This is a genomic window from Mesobacillus harenae (genome assembly GCF_013343715.1).
GTDB lineage: Bacteria > Bacillota > Bacilli > Bacillales > Cytobacillaceae > Mesobacillus_A > Mesobacillus_A harenae.
In genome coordinates, this window is sequence record NZ_JABUNR010000009.1 from 11,793 (window position 1) to 29,235 (window position 17,443).

Consider the following 17,443-nt stretch of genomic DNA (forward strand, 5'->3'; position numbering starts at 1 on the left):
ATTGTTGGTTTTAATATAAATCTGTTAGGAATCAAATTAAAAGTGAATACATCTTATCTAAACAGAAGTAGGAGTTCTGATTTTTAATAATTGTAATTGGTGACAATTGAGCATTAACTTTAATCAATCCAGCATCTTGCATCAAATCAAATGCATCACGCATCTGTCGCTCTCCCCATAAGAAAGGCTTACCAAAGCATAAAACATCTGTAATCTCATTAAATGTAATTTCTGACCGATCTGCTAAGACTTCTTCCCATTTTTCTAATAATACATATCCATACACATACACATTTTCCCTAGATATACGATGTGGCTCTAATTCGTAACCTTTATCCACTAATCGAATTAACCCTAGATCTCCTAATGAAAGATCGCTGCTATAACAAGTTCTAAAAGGCGTGAGATTAACATTAGAAGAGAAATGTCGTTCTATAGCATTTACAATTAGTTCATTGTTAAAACTCGGCATTACTTTAGGAATAAATTCATTAAATAAGTATGACCACAACTTAGCAGCTGAATAGCTATCAGCTAAAAAAGCATGAAGTAATAATTTAGAAATATTCTCAACTAAATAAGGATCCTCTAAAAATACCACCCTTCCTAAAGGTGTTAATTTGCATTCATACTTCTGATCTAATTTCTCAAAAGTAATTAATCTCATTGCTGTTGCATAATAGATATTAGGCTCTACTTTCCCAGATCTCTTGCCCGTAGATATCATTGTCTTCTCAGAAATCTCTTCTTTCGTTAAGAAACCTGTATCTGAATCGGCCAAGCTCACGATACGTGAGATGGCCTCTATTTCAGGTGCAAAACTTTGATGAAAGTTAAGATGATAAGTCATCAACTCTTCTTTATTCATTTGTACCTTTTCCTTTCGTTCAAGGGGGTTACATCAATGACGTGTTTTAATTTTGGACCTAAACTGTCATCTGATAATCGATCCGAACCAACTACTATGCATTGTCCTTTTGACAACTTAGAAAGTTTTGTTGCCCATGTTTTCTGCTCATCACTTTCCGGGCTTAAGAAGCTAGCTATATTTTTATTATCACCTTCTGGTGGCAAGAAGTGTACTTTTTGACTAGCATTTTGAAAACGTGTAATAGCATCTTTTGTAATTGGGTGCTGTAATGTTTGCGTAGCGAATAAACCTGACCAACCAAACTTGCGGCCTTCAGTTAAAATACGCGCACTCGGTGATGTTTCTGACTGATCTAAATTTTGCGCCTCATCAAGGATTACTGGGAACGGCGCTTCCACTGAACCATGCGATAAATTGTAGCTCCAAATGTCCCATAAGATAAATTCAGTTAATAGCACTTGTGTATCGCGGTTAAAGCCCGTTAATTGGACGATAAAGACCTTTCCGGCTGCACGACGCAATTCTTCCCAATCGAACAGATTTTCTGTAGCAAATGGCTTACGATCAATTAACGGATCGATTTTAGATAATACAGTTTTTGCACTACCTTTATCTAAGCTCTCAAGCTCACTACGTAAATAATCTAAGCTCATCTTATCGCCATATTTTTGCAAACCATTAACAGTTGCTTTGTAAATCGCGTTTTTCTGTTGATCCCCAATACCATTCTTTTTATACACAGAATAAAAAATCCCTGCAATACGTTCTGCCACGTCAATATCAGACTCTAAATCGTATTCATCTTCATCATACTCTTTTAAGTTTCTTTTAAATGGGTTGATTGGGAATCCTTCACGTTGAACATTAAATTGAATGATCTTGCCATCCATTGCTTCTTTAAAGTCATCATTTAATTGACTTTTCTTGAAACCGTCCGTATAGTCAAAAATTAGTGTGGAAACATTATTATTTGCTAGCTCCAACAATAGACATTGCATAAAATATGTTTTACCGACTCCCGATGTACCTGTAATTAGAAGGTGACGGTTTTCTAATTTATGATGTCCATACTCCCAATAAATATCTTTATTAGTACGCTGTTCTCGTCCTAATAAAATCCGTACATCTTGCAACTTTGTTTGCTCCCCATCTTCCACTGGTTCTGTAACCGGCGGAGAATCTGGTTCCGAATTAATTACTGTAGTAGGTTTTGTCTCAGTATCATTTTTTTCATTAATTGGTTTATCACTTGATGTTTTTGAAACAGTAAAACCAATTGGTGGTTTTTTCTCAGCTACCACTTGCGTATTTATCAGTTTAACAACTGGATCATAAGCATTATCTTCTTCAATCTGACGATTTAATTCTTTGGCAATTTCTTTAAAAGTTTTTTCATCATCTGCAAAATGCTCGTACTCCACATTTGACACATCTTCAAACTGTACAGCTGTACGCTCAGCTTCTGGCAACAACTGTTTTTGTATATATAATTGTCCATAGGGCTGATGATGTACTTGAATATCTGCCTGATCTAAAAGGCTATGGGTTATAATCTCTAGCTCTTCAGCATTATAATCTAGCCAATAGGTTAAGAGTGTTGCTTTCCAATCAATTGTAAATTCACCATTTAAAATTTTCATCAAGTCACTGTTTAGACGCTCTCGCTCGAATTCATCGATCGTCAAGTATATTGGAGAAAATGCTAGAAGGCGATACAATTGAGCAAACCAATAGCGGCGATCATGCGCTTTTGAGTCTGGTGAAAAAACGCTTGAAAGGAATTTATAACTGTTCTCTAGTTGTGTCATTCCCTTTTCAATGTGTATTGGATTTTCTTTACCCATTTTGCATTCTACTAAGTTCGCTTTAATATATAGTAAATTGTCATCTTCACTTCGTACGATTTCCAATTCTAATAAATCTGGACGGTTTGGTTCATCGTTAAACCAATGGTCATATGAGTCTAATGAAATAAAGCTCTTCAGTAGTGTGTCTTCATTTATTTTTGTAACATTTAATGAATGAACGGCTAATAGACTTGATAAATAACTATGGATTTCGTAATCATATGGGTTTAAAGCTCTTAAAATTTTAATACCGTCTAAAATGACTGAGTCTCCTAAGCAATATTCTGCAGCTCGCATATACATTTCGGGTAGCCATGATGGAAATAGCTTTCGTAATCGCATTTCTAATCGTGCTTGAATATCTTTTTTCATTTCTACAGAAGCTGAAATCGCAACGTTTAATTCCCCGTAAACACCTTCTCCTGTTGAAAAACTGATGATATTTTCAGAATCAAAAATTTGCTTATCAAGCCCAGTATCAATACTAACAACCCAACGAGCTTTTTCATGGAAAATGTCTAAAAGATCCTTAATACCTTTTTGGATGGATAGGACTCTTTCTACACGATAAAACTCATTTTCTTTCGCATATGAATTTTGCGTCCAGAACACTAATTGTGAATGAGCAAAAGATGCTTCAAATTGCATTTGACTGATTGAAACACTACGTTCTTCTTTATTTTCAGGGGCCGGTATAGGGTTGAATACCATTGGAAATTTTGTTTCACTTGGTGCAATTTTCTTCCCTACATTCGTTTTGTATTTAATATCACTTGTGTATAATAAATTATCAATAAATGCTAAATCGTAAGCTTTATATTCTAAAAACTCATTTAACTTAGTTATCTCTGTATTTTTGTAAGTATTGAAATGAATGTTCAACTCAATATCGTCATCTACATTAAACGTTTGATCTAACCACAGCTTTACATAATTTTGCGCTTTATAATTTACTTTGGACGTCAAAATATCCAGTTCTAAACTAAATTTTCCTGCTTGTTTTTGCTGTACTTTGATGAAGTTTTTAATTCCTTCAATAATCGGATATAGATGGTCAAAATTAATGAAACATAGCGACAGTGCATCTACATTGGATGGGAATGTTTTAATATATTCCGCAATATGAGATTGGATTATATATGCTTTCGAAGAACTCGTTTTAAATTCATTATTTTCATCTAAATCATCCTCGTAATCCATTTCGTTTAGATAAGAACTATCAATAATTTGTGTACGGTTCGACTCGCCATGCAACGCATAATATCCTAATACATGTGTCGGTGCGCGGTTCACTTCATTTTGAGTAATTAAACAATCGACACCAGATAAAATAGCAGATTGATTTTCTACTTTAGATAATCTTTGTAGGCAATCTGACAGTTTAACAGATCCAAAGTTTTCTATCAAATTCGTTATTACATCTACTAAACCTTGGCGAATAAAAGCTTGCTGAGCCTCTATTTTTTCTAACATAGAAGGATGAATGGGCGGAATAATAGCTCCTTGCACAACATTATGTCGCTCTTTAAAATCTCTTTCTTCTATAATTGCAAAGAGATTTGAAATTAAATAAAAATGTTCTTTTTCAAAGTTAGGGTAAGAGCTATAGGATGTCCATAAATCATTGTAGATTGTTACATAAGTATTAATTAACTCTGCAGTTACCAAGGTTTTTTGAACGTTAATTGCATTGTAAAAACCGTTATTATTGATTTCCATTACAAACTTCATAAATGGGTCAATTAAACGATAAAGTTTGTTTACCACTTTCCTATCATCCAAGTTACCATTCGTGTTAAATTCTTTAAAAATCTTTAAGGTATTATGCAAGACGATTTCATAATTGGTTAACTGGTAATGGAATGACGTAATATCAGTACTAGTTAACAAATTTCCTAACTGCTTGCAGGTAAAGATCGGCAGCTTATCTTCATTATTTAATGCAAGCTGCTGTTCAATATACGGTATTAAATTAAATGACTGAAGCCAATATTCAAAAGGGCTAAATGACCATTCGAACAACCACTTAGAGTTTTCATCACTAGCCAATTTAACTTCAAAATAAATTTTCGAAAGTGCGTTAGGTGTTTTTATAAAGTCTAAATTTACTGCTGCTTTATTTTTTAAGGCAAATGGATCTTCGTTGTTAAAATATTCAACTGTCACAACATTTTGTAAACTTACATTCAAATAATCGACGAGACCACCTAAAGAAAGACATATTTCATTCCACCGATTTGTGCGGTCCTCCTCTAGAATCCCTTCTGCTAACTTTGCAGCAGATACATTAATTACTACTTTATCTAAATATTGTATAGGCTCTGGCAATTGCGTTAGTACTTCCAAGATCATCTGTGAATATGTGTGTATTGGTTCGCCTTTTAATTTGATCACTCGATCTTTGATTGGAGTTATGCCTCCAGTCTTGATGCCTAAAATTTCCGTTGTTATCGCTTGGTCGAATTGTGCTAGTTTTGGACGTAACTTTTCTAAATCCCCCCCCTTAGCAAAGTCTATAATATCTTCGCAATATTTTTCATAAGATCCAAATGTTTCTTTAATGGTTGCTTCATACTCTATAAAGTTTTCATTTTGTTCCTTAAACTTGCTGAATTTATCACGCAATTTCTTTTCAGCACTGTTACTGAATCCACTTTTATATGCATCCCGCTTAATAAACTTTTCGCCGCTTTCCAACAATTTAAACGTTTTGCCCTTATGCAATTCGCTAAGTAATTTATTATTTACGGTAAGAATATTAGGTAATCCAAACTTGACCCACAAGTTTTTTAAAACATATTCAACAATTTCATCGACTTGGTACAAATTTTGTTCTGATGTGCTGTCCGCAATCTCGCTCACTTTGAAAAGATCTAATGGAACATGTTTAAAAATACTTGCAAAAAGGTGATCGATGATTGCAATAGCTCGTTGATCATCAATGTCTAAAGTACCAAAAAACTGTGCAAAACTCCCTTTATATATGGTATTAATATCAGCCGGTGTAATGGAATAGAAGTCTGCCAAGCCCCCCTTATCCTGTACACTTTCTGTAGCTAATAAAACTACAGATTTTTTAGTTTCGCCAAACTCATTACGAAGCTTTGTAAATCGCTGATCTATACTGACAAATCCTAATTTCCGCATTTCCTCTATTTCTGTTTGAAATTCATCCTTCCATTTAATGTACTTCTCTTCAGAAAGCTGAACCTCTAAGCTATCAAAACGAGAAGTTAAGTATTTTGCTACTTCTAAATAAATCGTTGGATGATTAAAATAATCTAGCCGAATAAATGTTGCTTCGTCTGTATTATTAATTTTATCCCCAATATATGCACTTAACTTTTCAATATAGGCTTTCATCTAATCACCCTTTAAATGGATTTTCTACAATAGATGTAGCGTCCGATAAGTTACGTAAGAAACCACTGTTTCGTAATATTTCTAAGAAAATATACTCATTTTCATTAAAATCATTTAAAAATGAAATTTCTTCAAAGTGTTTTTCAGCCTCTTTAGGACCAATCACAATATTGTAATGTTCATAGCATAACCTTAAAAATGTCGTGAATAATAGGCGTTCCCCCGGTTTAATTAATGTTAACACCAGGATTTTCACTAGGTTTTCATTTAAAGACATGCGCATTGAACCTCCGGTAGGAGGAATGATTAGGCCAATATCCTTGCCTAACTTACGGATCAGCAGGCTTGTATCTTTAGCAGCATCTTGCAATATATTCTTTTTTGTTTCAGCCATCTCTTCATCATAAACTCGATAAATTGCTCTAAAAACATTTTCTTCTAGTTGCTGATAACCCTGAACAGCCTGTTTTCGAATAGATCCTTGGGTGTTTTTCGTTAAATCAATTATCCACGATTGTCTATCTTTTAGGTTCAAAACGGTTGTAGAGCGGTAAGTCATCATTCGAATAATTTGAAGAGCTATCAAATTCCCTACTAGTTCTACTTTTTCAAAAGCATCCAATTCACTAGATAATAAATTTTGCAGTTCTTCGACAGTATAATGAGCTATATTTTCATAGTCTTTTGGGATAACTTCAATTTTTTTATCTATATAATGAAATCGCTGGGTTACAGACGCATCTACAACTTCCTCCCATTCATCTTGAATGTAGTTAGCGAGTGCACTTAATTGCGGAATGGAAATTATCATCTCTTTTAGCTTTTTAGATAAATTATCCCTGCATTCATTGTCTACTTTATTTAACCCTTGTAGTACGTGTAAGTAATAGACCTCCCCACCTCGAGCCATAAACATGTGTTGAGAAAAATTGAATTCACGATCAATACTTAAGAAAGTATCTTCCTTGGATAGATTTTCTGTTCGTGTTTTCTTATTGCCAATTGATTCGCTAAAAATTATTTCTGGTGTTAATGGCAATAATGATTGAGCAAACCAAGAACGTTTTCCGCTAATAGCGGTGTAACCGTAAAATAAATCTTGTAATATGTCTAAAGCGAAATCTTTATCATAATTGGATCCTTCTATTTGAATCGTTTGTTTTAAATGTTCGCGATGATGTTCTAATGCATAGCGGTCAATTTCAAATCGTTTCTCCTGGTCACTACGGTTAAAGAAAATAAAACGTTTTAATCCCATTTTAGGAGCTGGATAATAATGCAGCCTTTTTGTCTCATCTTCAATTTTTTTGAAATAAAATCCATCAGATTTAATTTCCACGTAGTCCTTCTGGCCCTCACTTTTAGGTGATATAAATACTAATAAAAATTCCAATAAATATTCGTATAACGTTTGGTCTTTATAAATACGGTGACCATAAATCTGAATTTGAGGGTTTTGTGATTGAAGATCATATCCTTCATATTTAGGAAAAAATTCTAGTGTCATCGTAGTCTATCTCCTAATCAAAATATAGTTTTTTATTGTCTATATCTAACTCAATATCTATAATTTTTGGTCCTTGTAGTGTTTGAATTAACAACTTGATTACTTCCTCACCATCAGCAAATTGATATTCTTTATATAACTGCGCTTTCAGCCGATGAATCCCATGCGATAAAACTGGATTTAATTTTGTAGAAAGGGACCCATTCGCAATTTGATAGAAATAATCTAGTATAGGCAATGGTAATAAATAGGTTTGTGGTAACCGATTGAACTTAATATATACATTATAAATAGGTTCATCCGAAACTGTATTTTCCATTTGCTTCGAATCTACTACTAAGCTATCAAAATCAATCTTACCTACTAAAAGATAGACATTTTGATTAGTAAGGCCATTACGTTTTAATGGCAAATACAATACACTATCAGAATTAACATCACTACTCTCTCCCATAATAAGGACTTGTAATGCCTTGAAAACAATTTCTTTCAATTGGCGCTTTGAGCGGGAGCGAATACCGTTTTTACGATACGATAAATATTTTGGATATATTGGAGAATATAAAATACCAAATAACTGAGCAGCTTGCTGTTCATCCATCTCGGCAAATAAAATCGCCATACGACGCATAGCTTTACGTATTAAAAATGGTTCTTTTCCATAAAGTAATTGTTCAGTAGTGTAAAGTCGCCGACGCATAAAATAATCCCATATATTTTTTGTAATAGTTCGAACTTCTTCAGCCAATACATCGAAGTTCTCTTTCACAAAAAGATCTTGATCAAATTTTAGCCTTTTTTCATCTAACTTCATCTTTTGAATTTCAACGATTGATTTAATTTTCAACGCATCTGTGTTTTCAGTAAAACCTACATATCCAAAAAACAAGTTACTAATATGATAATCAAATAAAATAGTTTGACGGTTAATCACACTTAATTTATGACATTGTAAATTGCCTGTAATCGCATATGAAAGATGTGAGAGAATTTGGCGTATTGTTAATCTCATGTCATTATCAGCTAACCAACGATAATAATTTATGGCAAACCCCTTAAATTGTTCTTGATGTTTTTTCAATGTCAAATAATTATTATGTATTGGGCATGATAAGCCTAATTCACATGTTTCAGAGCCTTTCCAAAGTTCCTCATTTAATAGGTTATCTATTAAAAATGGCACAATGTCAGTATTATCTAGTAAGGCTAGGTTTATTACTAAGACAGAAACTTGACCTATCAAACCTTCTTTAAATGAGTTTTCATCCATTAATTTAAGGATATCCATCTCTATTTTATTTTTACAAAATGATGTATCTGCATAATAATTTTTAAAAGCTTCAATTAATGGGCCTGTATTTGAAACAATTATACTTGAACCCTCATTGTTAACTGTGTCTAGCCCTTCTTGGATACACTCTTTTTGTTTATCACTCACCAATTCACTCATATCTTTTACGTAATATAATAGCTGTCCAGTCAACCTATTTTGAACAGTATCTTCTTCTTTTAGCTTTTCTTCAGCTTGAATTGCATCAACTTGACGTAAGATTTGATGTAATAAGCTAGTTTTTCCATCACCAGCATGGCCGGTTAATATAATAAATGATGGCTTTTCTTTAATTTGGTGTATTAGGTAACTGCCAATCTTTCTCTCCACACGGATTCTTTCATAGTAAGGACTAGAAAACTGAGATTCTGCAATTGCATTGTCATTTGAACTATTAGCATTATTCATGGATTGTAAATATCTAATATATTGTATATGCATATTAACACCTCTATTTATCTTGTTATAACTATTTTAACATTATATGTAAAATAAATTACGAGTTTTCAGTAAACAATATAATTTGAATATGTATTTCATTATTTTGTTAATTCTCATTAAAAAATAGTGTTAAATTCATTCAATTAAAAATAGGCCAGCGACTCATTGTTAAACAAAAGTTTTTCACCTAGTTCTTCTATTTTCCCTCTAACAGAAAAGGAATATGGAAACTAAAAAACATTTTAAAAATTAGTGAAGTACAAAGAAGCGATCTGATACTTCTCCTGTCTCCCAATCTATGAATACTTCTAACACTGCATCTTCACCAATATTTTCTATGTAGAATCCTCCTTGATGCGGCAAAATTGTTTCTATTATATACTCGCTCGCTGATTCCTTCTCAATCATTCCGGAAACTCTAGAGAGTGTGCTGCCTTCTAGTTCTCATCTCTTAGAAAATTAATATATTGCTGGGCAATGGTGGCGGGATTATTTTCTATGTTACGATCAGGCTTTTTCTCGGTGTCTGAATCTATTTTTTTATATACCATTTCTATCTCGCTATTGGTCAGCACGAGTTTGTCACTAGTAACTGTGTATGTAAAGACTTGTCTTTATTATTGATAAGAATGACTAGCTGAGCACCTTCAGCTGTAAACTCTCCCGATAGCTTGCTGCCAGCTACATCCATAAAAACTTCGCCTGTTTCTTTCAGCTCCAAGCTTGCATCACCGATTGTTTCTTCTTCCCAATTTCCAAGTACTTGTGGATCTAGTTTCATTCTACTACCATCAGAATCCCCTTCATTGGAAGCATTGACAGCTGTTCCATTAACCTCTGGTTTCTTTGCGCCTGATTCTACTGCATCCTCATTATTAGAACCACATGTCGACAAAAGAAATAACAATAATACAAACACTATGTTTATATTAGACTTCAATTCTTCCTCCTCTATTTCAACTTGTATTGAAAAAACCAGTACTTTAATATTATCATAAAAAATGTAAGTAACTGTTCTAACAAGGAAACAAGTTGGTTAACTTTTAATCAAATCGATCAGTAACAATATCCTTTCAACATAAAATAGCGAACACCCTTTTATTGGTGTCCGCTACAAACCTAACTCCTGGTCACAGTGATGCCTCGAAGAATCTTGTTTCACAGAGATGGTTCACGGGACGGGGTATGTTTGTTGTCTTGAGGTGTGTTATGTGTTGGTCTGGGGAATGTTGAATGATGGTTAATAACTTTAATCTAGGCAGTAGTTACCTTATCAATATAGTATGTAGTGTTTTTGAGATTCTTAAATTAGTGAAAGTTGAGACTATTGCTGTCCAGAATTAGTCGATTATAATTTCCATATATGATTCGAAGCGTTTCGACATCTATAATTCCGGGGAATCGAAAAGACGCCTCCCATAATGTATAACTGCGCCAACAGTTTATACGGGAGACGTCCCACCAAAAAGTATATGGTTATTGTATCGGCATATCAGCTGATTGAAAACATTCTTACTTGGGTCTTTAGTTAGGGTGCGGGAAGGATCCCTTCTCCATGTTGTGGTAAAAACATGTTGGTTATAGGAACTAAGAAAGCCAAGGATCATCAGGGACAGAGTAAGATATATAACATCCGGAGGTTACAGTGCCCTCATTGCCGTACCATCCACCAAATAAGTCCGTTAGGCCTCTCTTTTCTATTTCTTTTAATTTCTTGGATACATTTCGATTTATATATTCTGTTGAATACATAGAATCCTCCAATAATGATTAGAAGTTTTTTGGATTTAATCTATTCTTCTTATGTAATGCCATAGACTCCTCGATTTCTTTTGAAGCCTTTATTAAATATTGTGCATTTTCTTGTATTTCTTCTATTTCTTTCATTAATTCTGATGGCTTTTTTCCCAAGGCAACGGCCAAGTTGAAGATCGTATCTAAAGAAGGGGTGGAATTATCTCTTTCTAAATTGCTGATGGTTTTTCGGTCTAGTTTGCTGTATTCAGCTAGATCTTCCTGGCTGAGCAACTGACTTCTGCGTAGCTTTTCTAATGTTTTCCCATAGTAATGGTCTTCTTCTTTTCCAAAGGTAAAGACTCCTTTTTAATACCATTAGAAACCTTTCGGACTAAATAGAACACGCAACAGGCTGACCATTTGTTGACATAAGGAAACCCTTTAAAATACATAAAAAATGCGGCAGATGTCGACTGCCGCAATAGTTTTTATCTAAATATTGAGTCTTGGCTAAAATAGCTTGCTATACTATAGAATTAGCATTTATTCAGCATAGTAACCGAGCCACTGTCTCTATCAAAACAATACAGCACACTCCCATTGCTTCTCTTCATTACATCCATTCAATAGAATAAAGTTCTTATATAGTTCCGCTTCATTGATTGGTATTCTGGTTGATAAATCAGTTGTTCGCAGGACAAACTCTTTGACTCCTATAAATTCAGATTCGACTACCAAATAGAATTGTGTACCTTTTTTTAACCCTCTAAAGTTATTCTTTAGCATATATCTTTTCATGATCCCGCCTGGCAACTCCCATTTATAACTTATCATTTATAGTAATAAATTAAAAGGTGCAAATGAGCATACCCTTGCTTCATAACACTTCCAATAAAAGATTCTCTTATTAGAATGGGTCCCTCTGCTACCACCAGTGCAACATTTTTGAAATCCATAATAAAAAGCGGCAGTTGATTACGCTGCCGCTAATGTAAATAAGTATAAAAAGTTTTAATAATGTAATATTTTTACATGTCGTCAAAATTACCATTGACCGTCTTTTTCTAACATCGTGAAATGAACATAATGTGGATAGTCCACTTCGTCAAACAACTCTTGAGAACCGATTGATCTTGCTTCAAGTACTAAACTAGTTGACATTAATTATGTAAGTGAGCGTTTGGGACATAGCACTATCGAAACGACTTATAAGCATTATTCTCACGTGCTTAGGGAACTGCGGGAGGAGAAGAGAAACAGACGGTTGAAACTTTTGAGAATAGTAGGCTCAGTTTAAATCGAAATTGATTTGGTTTATGATATATGAAAGGTGTCGGTGCGGGAACACTGGCATCAGTCTTAATTATCCGCAGTATGTGGTGGCTAATTAAATACGTTTAAGAAAAAAATAACTCACACTACTTAGCGGGCAGGGTGAGTTACTTTTTGTTTAATGAGTATTGCTTATGGATGCTTAGTTAATTTTAAAAAATGCTCTCTGTTGTTGAATTTAAACTTCCCTATTACTTATAATCTCAGACACTCTTTCTCCTTTTACATAAAATACTGCAATGTCTAAAGAATCAAGAAAGGGTTTAATTTTGTTTATAAATTCTCGATGATCTTTATTATCTGGAATTGCAATGGCTGTCTTGTATATGTATTCATCTAACTTGGGCATAGAGAGTGTTTCAGCTGTGGCAAATAGCAGTTCCGATATATGAACCTTTATTTGACTTCTATCAAATGGTTTACCGTATCTTTTTGAAGTAGAATCGGAACTGGTTTCCCCTATGGCCTCTATAAAAAGTCTTAAGTCCTTGTTAGAGTTAGTTTTCTTAGCTATTACATCCTTTCCTGAATGTTTAATTTCTTTCTTTCGATTTATGATCACATAACCCCTTTCTTCTAAATCTTGGCATACGGCATCAATGACATCTAATTCAAATAACAAGGAAAACACGCCCTTTCTCTTTTCATTTCTTTATATGTAAGGCTTGAGTATATTATTGTAGAAAATCAAACACATATCCTTTTTCCTTTCCTTTATAATGGGCTTTTAATATAGTAATAGCAAACAATCCCTTTAGTAAATTTCCCACCTGCTGATCACTATCTTCAGATAATCCTATTTTTCCTAGCCAAAGTATTTTATTATTTTTGCCATTGAGGTCTTCAACTTGGTAACCGTTATCATTTAATAACCGATATACATCATCCCAATATTTTTTTGGTAATCCTTTTGCATTAAACTTTAGTTCATAATAGGGAAGGAGTTCTTTTTTATTGGTGTTCAAATATTTATGAAAACCGTATTGTGTTGTTATTTGTTTCTTACCCTTTCCAATTCTAGTAACTAGAAATCTGGATTTTTCATCAGCAAATGTTGATTTGTTTCCGCGATACCCTATTGTTCCTAAATAAATTTCACAAGGGATAGAACGTTGATTGCTTGTTAATTTGTAATGAACTACATACCCTTGCCACGCCCCTTTAGCTGTTACACTCCATTCAGGCGGTTCGTCCAATCTTTTTATATGAACTATACCTTGGAACAATCTTCTATTAAAATGATGGTTCTTGATTAGGTTCATAAACTCATTAGCTACTAATTGATTTTCTTTGTTATTATTACTTAATCCAGGGCTTGCATCTATTGGTGCAAAGAATTGATAAGATGTGTATGGGCCACCAAGTGGAGATGATGTTGCATTCAAGTAATCTTGAAAACTCAATCTAGGAACTCCTACTGCCTCTTTATATAATTTTCCTTCAATAAAAATAGATTGATACAAGTTGGGGTCATTTTCCATCAAATAATTGAATAACTCTTCCGTTCTAATCTCTTTCCACTCTATGTTATTAGACAAACAAATGTCTTGTATGTCACCAGGAACTTCTTGCCCAATCAACATAGCTCTAATGTTTTTATCAACCTGTTTCTTCAACCTACCTCTATAATCTAATATCTGTTCCACGCTCTCCATTGTAATAATATCCCTTTTTAACTCGGTTAATAAGAGGTTGCTGTCTTTGTCAGCGAAGATTAAATCAGTACGTCTATTTTCCAATTGTCCCTGTCTTTCCAGAAGAACTAGCCCATCTTCAATTAATTCAGGGTGTATAACTAATATATCTTCAAACTCCTTTTCAGAAAGGATATACACATTGGGTTCCTCCTTACTTTGTAATTTTTGAAAATATCAAAACCTTTATCCAAATAGAATGTTCCTGAAAGATACAATAATTCAGGTGATATGTTATAGATGTTTCTTCGGGTATCAGAAGATATTGCATAATTTTTTACTATTCACCATTAAAATGAGGAGCTAACCAATTAAAGTCCGGACAATTATTAATACATAGGAAACTTCTTGAATCAGAAAAAGCATTCACTCGTGTAATCGCTATGAACAAAGCATTTTGTAGTTCTTCTTTCCTTTTTAAATCATCTCCAATGCCCTCTAAAAGTAAAAAAATATGTGAACTTTCCCAACCTTTATAGCTATGATAACTACAAACCTTCAAACGTCCCTTACCAGGTTGAAATCTCCATTTTTCATTCCTTCTCTCGTTATAATCTTTTTGCCCAGATAAATCATATACATGAGAAGTCTTTACATGTAAGCTTTCAAAATAATTTACCAGCTCAATTCCCGTATCCTCTTTCATTGTAATAACAGTTATATCTTCTATCGTACTGATACCCTCTGATAATATCGTTCTTATGTTTTTCTCTACTACCTGAGCTCTGTTCTTGTCAGCAGATATATTTTGCCAATTTATTCGAGTAAATAAATCTTGTTGAGAATTCATCGTTAAGATTTTTTCTTGATTTTCCATGTCAAGTAGATTTCTAAGTATATCAATTTGTGAAACAATACTCTGTGGAAGCCGATGGGATATTTTTAAATTGCCAGGTTGTCCTTTAAAACCGATTCCTTCTATCTGAATAGGGTCCGTTATCCATAAACTCTGTTTATATAAATCTTGTGCTTGATCATAGAAAACAAGTAACTCACCATTATTTGTATAGAACTGTTTTAAAAAACGGATCCAATCACCATTAAAATCTTGTCCTTCATCAATAAATATAGAATCATACTTTAAATGGCCTGGAAAATTAACATTTATTTCATCACTAATCGCATTCATTACATTAATAGTATAATTTTCAACATCATCTTTTGGAGCTGAGAGCTTTAGTTCAGCTAATAAGATTTTTAGAAAACCATGAAAATGTGCTATGGTTATATTTGCTTTTAATAACCTTCTATTTTCATGACCATGCTGCTGACTACATAAATCTCTAATATAGTGTCTTAGTGTGATATTAAATGTTAAAATGAGTACTCGTTGTCCTTTCTTTATTGCTTCCGTTGCTTTGGTAGCTAGTATCAATGTCTTTCCTGAGCCAGCAACCCCACTCCATCTTCTGATACTTCCACTTTTTAATTCAACCAACCGCTTTTGCTCAGTAGACAGAGTTATTGGTAGTTTTCTTTCTATTGCATAATCACTGGGTCTCAGAACGTTTTCTAGGTTCTTTACTAGCTTTTGTAGCGTTTGTTCATTATCTTTAGCGAATAAAGATCTTTCATAGAATAAAAATTTTGGATAAATATAATCATCTTTTCTTGGATAAGGAGTTTCACATAAATAATCTAATTCATTTCTTGTCCAAACCAAGCAATACTTATGGTTTGGATTGCCACAAAACTCTATAGCCCTTTCTCTTGAAGCTATATGAAAGTAAATTACAGTAGATACCATTGCTGCTGAAATATCAGGATATTTTTCATTAGCATTTAAGAACTCATCTAATTCATACTTAAGAATCATATCCTTATATGCGCGCACTTGGGATATTGGGTTTTTGTTTATATATTTCCCATTAGTTCCAAGTACCTTTCCATCATTACTATATGCAGGTGATTGTAAATGCCAGTCTTTTACCTCAACTATTATTACTCCTTTTTCAGGATGTAATAGAATAAAATCAGGGTGCATTGAATTAATAATAGGTTGTTCGTAAAGTGTCCAACCGTCAAAAATATTTGAAGAACAGATTATTTCTTTAAAATACTTTTCTCCTTCTTCTAAAGGTTCTCGTGTGTTTGGGTTTTCAATTACTTCTACACCTTTGCGATTCCCAATAATCAATATAATACCTCCAAACTTCACTTCAACAATTCAATAGTAGTTCATTCATTTCACTTATATCTCATTAGTATAAATTACCTACTTATTTCCAGTTTACCATTTAAATTATATTAACTCATTTAAATAAATGAAAATTTCAAAATACATTTATATATCTTCATACTATAACAAAGAAAAATAAGATTATTTATGAAAATTCTTTGTGTAAAAAATGTGTAAAATGATTTCAAAACCCACCTTTTTCATCCTTCTCCCCACAAAACAAAAAACACCCACAAACATTGGTAAATCAACATTTGTGAGTGTTCTATCGTTTCTTAATTAAACTCGTTTTTACTTAATAAAAGTGACAGGCACCACCTGTGGACAAATGTACTTTTGAAGTGCCTGTCACTTTGAACCTGAGGCAATATCATATTAATCACTAGTTTCGCTTAGCTTAAGAGGAAGAGATTCAGGGACAAACCTGTCCAGTCCTATCAAGAGATTCAGGGAAATCATTCCTGTCCCCAAGCCCCACCCTCTCTCTCTTACTATTTTCCCGAGCTCGTCTGCTCCAAGTCCTTCTTCATGGATATACATTTGAACGACTGTAATTTTGACTTCCAAATCTCCCATCACTGGTATCTGATATTCGGCAAATGGATTTTCCATTGTATGATGGCCTTTGAACTTTGGATAGATTAGATACACTTGGCTACAATTATACCTAGCCGCATATTACCGTACCATCCACCAAATAAATCCGTTCGGTCTGTTTCTTTTTATTTCTTGGATACAATTTATATATTCTGTTGAATACATAGAATCCTCCAATAAGGATTAGACGTTTTTTTGATTTAATCTAATCTTCTTATGTAATTCCATTAACTCCTCGACTTCTTTTGAGCCTTTATTAAATATTATGCATTTTCTTGTATTTCTTCTATTTCCTTTATCATTTCTGATGGCTTTTTCCCCAAGGCAACGGCCAGGTTGAAGATCGTATCTAAAGAAGGGGTGGAAGTATCTCTTTCTAAATTGCTGATGGTTTTTCGGTCTAGTTTGCTGTATTCAGCTAGATCTTCCTGGCTGAGCAACTGACTTCTGCGTAGCTTTTCTAATGTTTTCCCATAGTAATGGTCTTCTTCTTTTCCAAAGGTAAAGACTCCTTTTTAATACCATTAGAAACCTTTTGGATTAAA

12 protein-coding genes and 2 pseudogenes are annotated in these 17,443 nt (G+C 33.5%); 1 reads left to right on the forward strand and 13 read right to left on the reverse strand.

Features of this window, described 5'->3' with window-relative positions; translation table 11 throughout:
* Positions 1-31: 31 nt before the first annotated feature.
* From HRJ06_RS11935 to HRJ06_RS11960, 6 genes are all read right to left on the reverse strand, one after another.
* The gene (locus HRJ06_RS11935) at positions 32-868 is read right to left on the reverse strand and encodes a DUF4007 family protein (RefSeq protein WP_174733163.1); all 837 of its coding nucleotides are present in this window, start codon (positions 866-868) and stop codon (positions 32-34) included.
* On the reverse strand, positions 865-6,081 hold the full coding sequence (locus HRJ06_RS11940; protein WP_174733164.1) for an ATP-binding protein: 5,217 nt from the start codon (positions 6,079-6,081) through the stop codon (positions 865-867). Before HRJ06_RS11940 ends, HRJ06_RS11935 begins: the two co-directional genes overlap by 4 nt.
* A 4-nt stretch (positions 6,082-6,085) precedes the next feature.
* Positions 6,086-7,588 carry a hypothetical protein gene (locus tag HRJ06_RS11945; RefSeq protein WP_174733165.1) on the reverse strand — a complete coding sequence of 501 codons (1,503 nt, stop codon included), beginning with the start codon at positions 7,586-7,588 and terminating at the stop codon, positions 6,086-6,088.
* Between the two features lie 13 nt (positions 7,589-7,601).
* Entirely contained in the window at positions 7,602-9,359 is a 1,758-nt protein-coding gene (locus HRJ06_RS11950; RefSeq protein ID WP_174733166.1) for a hypothetical protein, read from the reverse strand.
* A 249-nt stretch (positions 9,360-9,608) separates the two neighbouring features.
* Positions 9,609-9,767: a hypothetical protein gene (locus HRJ06_RS11955; RefSeq protein WP_174733167.1), complete on the reverse strand. Its 159-nt coding sequence runs from the start codon at positions 9,765-9,767 to the stop codon at positions 9,609-9,611.
* Positions 9,768-9,927: 160 nt separating this feature from the next.
* A complete protein-coding gene (locus tag HRJ06_RS11960; protein WP_174733168.1) occupies positions 9,928-10,299 on the reverse strand; it encodes a hypothetical protein in 372 nt (123 codons plus the stop codon).
* A gap of 631 nt (positions 10,300-10,930) precedes the next feature.
* Between HRJ06_RS11960 and HRJ06_RS23255 the strand changes: the two genes are divergently transcribed.
* The gene (locus tag HRJ06_RS23255; RefSeq protein WP_242035224.1) at positions 10,931-11,113 is read left to right on the forward strand and encodes a DUF6431 domain-containing protein; all 183 of its coding nucleotides are present in this window, start codon (positions 10,931-10,933) and stop codon (positions 11,111-11,113) included.
* A 16-nt stretch (positions 11,114-11,129) separates the two neighbouring features.
* Here HRJ06_RS23255 and HRJ06_RS11970 read toward each other — a convergent pair.
* The 7 genes and pseudogenes from HRJ06_RS11970 to HRJ06_RS12000 all read right to left on the reverse strand — a co-directional run.
* Positions 11,130-11,408: pseudogene (locus HRJ06_RS11970) on the reverse strand (helix-turn-helix domain-containing protein); the annotation flags it as partial.
* 264 nt (positions 11,409-11,672) lie between these two features.
* Positions 11,673-11,894: a hypothetical protein gene (locus HRJ06_RS11975; RefSeq protein ID WP_174733171.1), complete on the reverse strand. Its 222-nt coding sequence runs from the start codon at positions 11,892-11,894 to the stop codon at positions 11,673-11,675.
* Between the two features lie 712 nt (positions 11,895-12,606).
* On the reverse strand, positions 12,607-13,050 hold the full coding sequence (locus HRJ06_RS11980) for a hypothetical protein (RefSeq protein ID WP_174733172.1): 444 nt from the start codon (positions 13,048-13,050) through the stop codon (positions 12,607-12,609).
* A gap of 52 nt (positions 13,051-13,102) precedes the next feature.
* On the reverse strand, positions 13,103-14,263 hold the full coding sequence (locus HRJ06_RS11985; RefSeq protein WP_174733173.1) for an endonuclease NucS domain-containing protein: 1,161 nt from the start codon (positions 14,261-14,263) through the stop codon (positions 13,103-13,105).
* A gap of 139 nt (positions 14,264-14,402) precedes the next feature.
* On the reverse strand, positions 14,403-16,259 hold the full coding sequence (locus HRJ06_RS11990; protein ID WP_174733174.1) for an NERD domain-containing protein: 1,857 nt from the start codon (positions 16,257-16,259) through the stop codon (positions 14,403-14,405).
* Positions 16,260-16,676: 417 nt separating this feature from the next.
* Entirely contained in the window at positions 16,677-16,913 is a 237-nt protein-coding gene (locus HRJ06_RS11995; RefSeq protein ID WP_174733175.1) for a hypothetical protein, read from the reverse strand.
* Between the two features lie 248 nt (positions 16,914-17,161).
* Positions 17,162-17,350, reverse strand: a pseudogene (locus HRJ06_RS12000) (helix-turn-helix domain-containing protein); the annotation flags it as partial.
* Between the last annotated feature and the right edge of the window lie 93 nt (positions 17,351-17,443).

What these genes read in the sequence shown, in the direction of transcription:
- HRJ06_RS11975 (WP_174733171.1), bottom strand. Translation starts at nt 11,894, where the DNA reads ATGAAAAGATATATGCTAAAGAATAACTTTAGAGGGTTAAAAAAAGGT.
- HRJ06_RS11935 (WP_174733163.1), bottom strand. Translation starts at nt 868, where the DNA reads ATGAATAAAGAAGAGTTGATGACTTATCATCTTAACTTTCATCAAAGT.
- HRJ06_RS11955 (WP_174733167.1), bottom strand. Translation starts at nt 9,767, where the DNA reads ATGATTGAGAAGGAATCAGCGAGCGAGTATATAATAGAAACAATTTTG.
- HRJ06_RS11950 (WP_174733166.1), bottom strand. Translation starts at nt 9,359, where the DNA reads ATGCATATACAATATATTAGATATTTACAATCCATGAATAATGCTAAT.
- HRJ06_RS11940 (WP_174733164.1), bottom strand. Translation starts at nt 6,081, where the DNA reads ATGAAAGCCTATATTGAAAAGTTAAGTGCATATATTGGGGATAAAATT.
- HRJ06_RS11995 (WP_174733175.1), bottom strand. Translation starts at nt 16,913, where the DNA reads ATGGAAAATCCATTTGCCGAATATCAGATACCAGTGATGGGAGATTTG.
- HRJ06_RS23255 (WP_242035224.1), top strand. Translation starts at nt 10,931, where the DNA reads ATGTTGGTTATAGGAACTAAGAAAGCCAAGGATCATCAGGGACAGAGT.
- HRJ06_RS11945 (WP_174733165.1), bottom strand. Translation starts at nt 7,588, where the DNA reads ATGACACTAGAATTTTTTCCTAAATATGAAGGATATGATCTTCAATCA.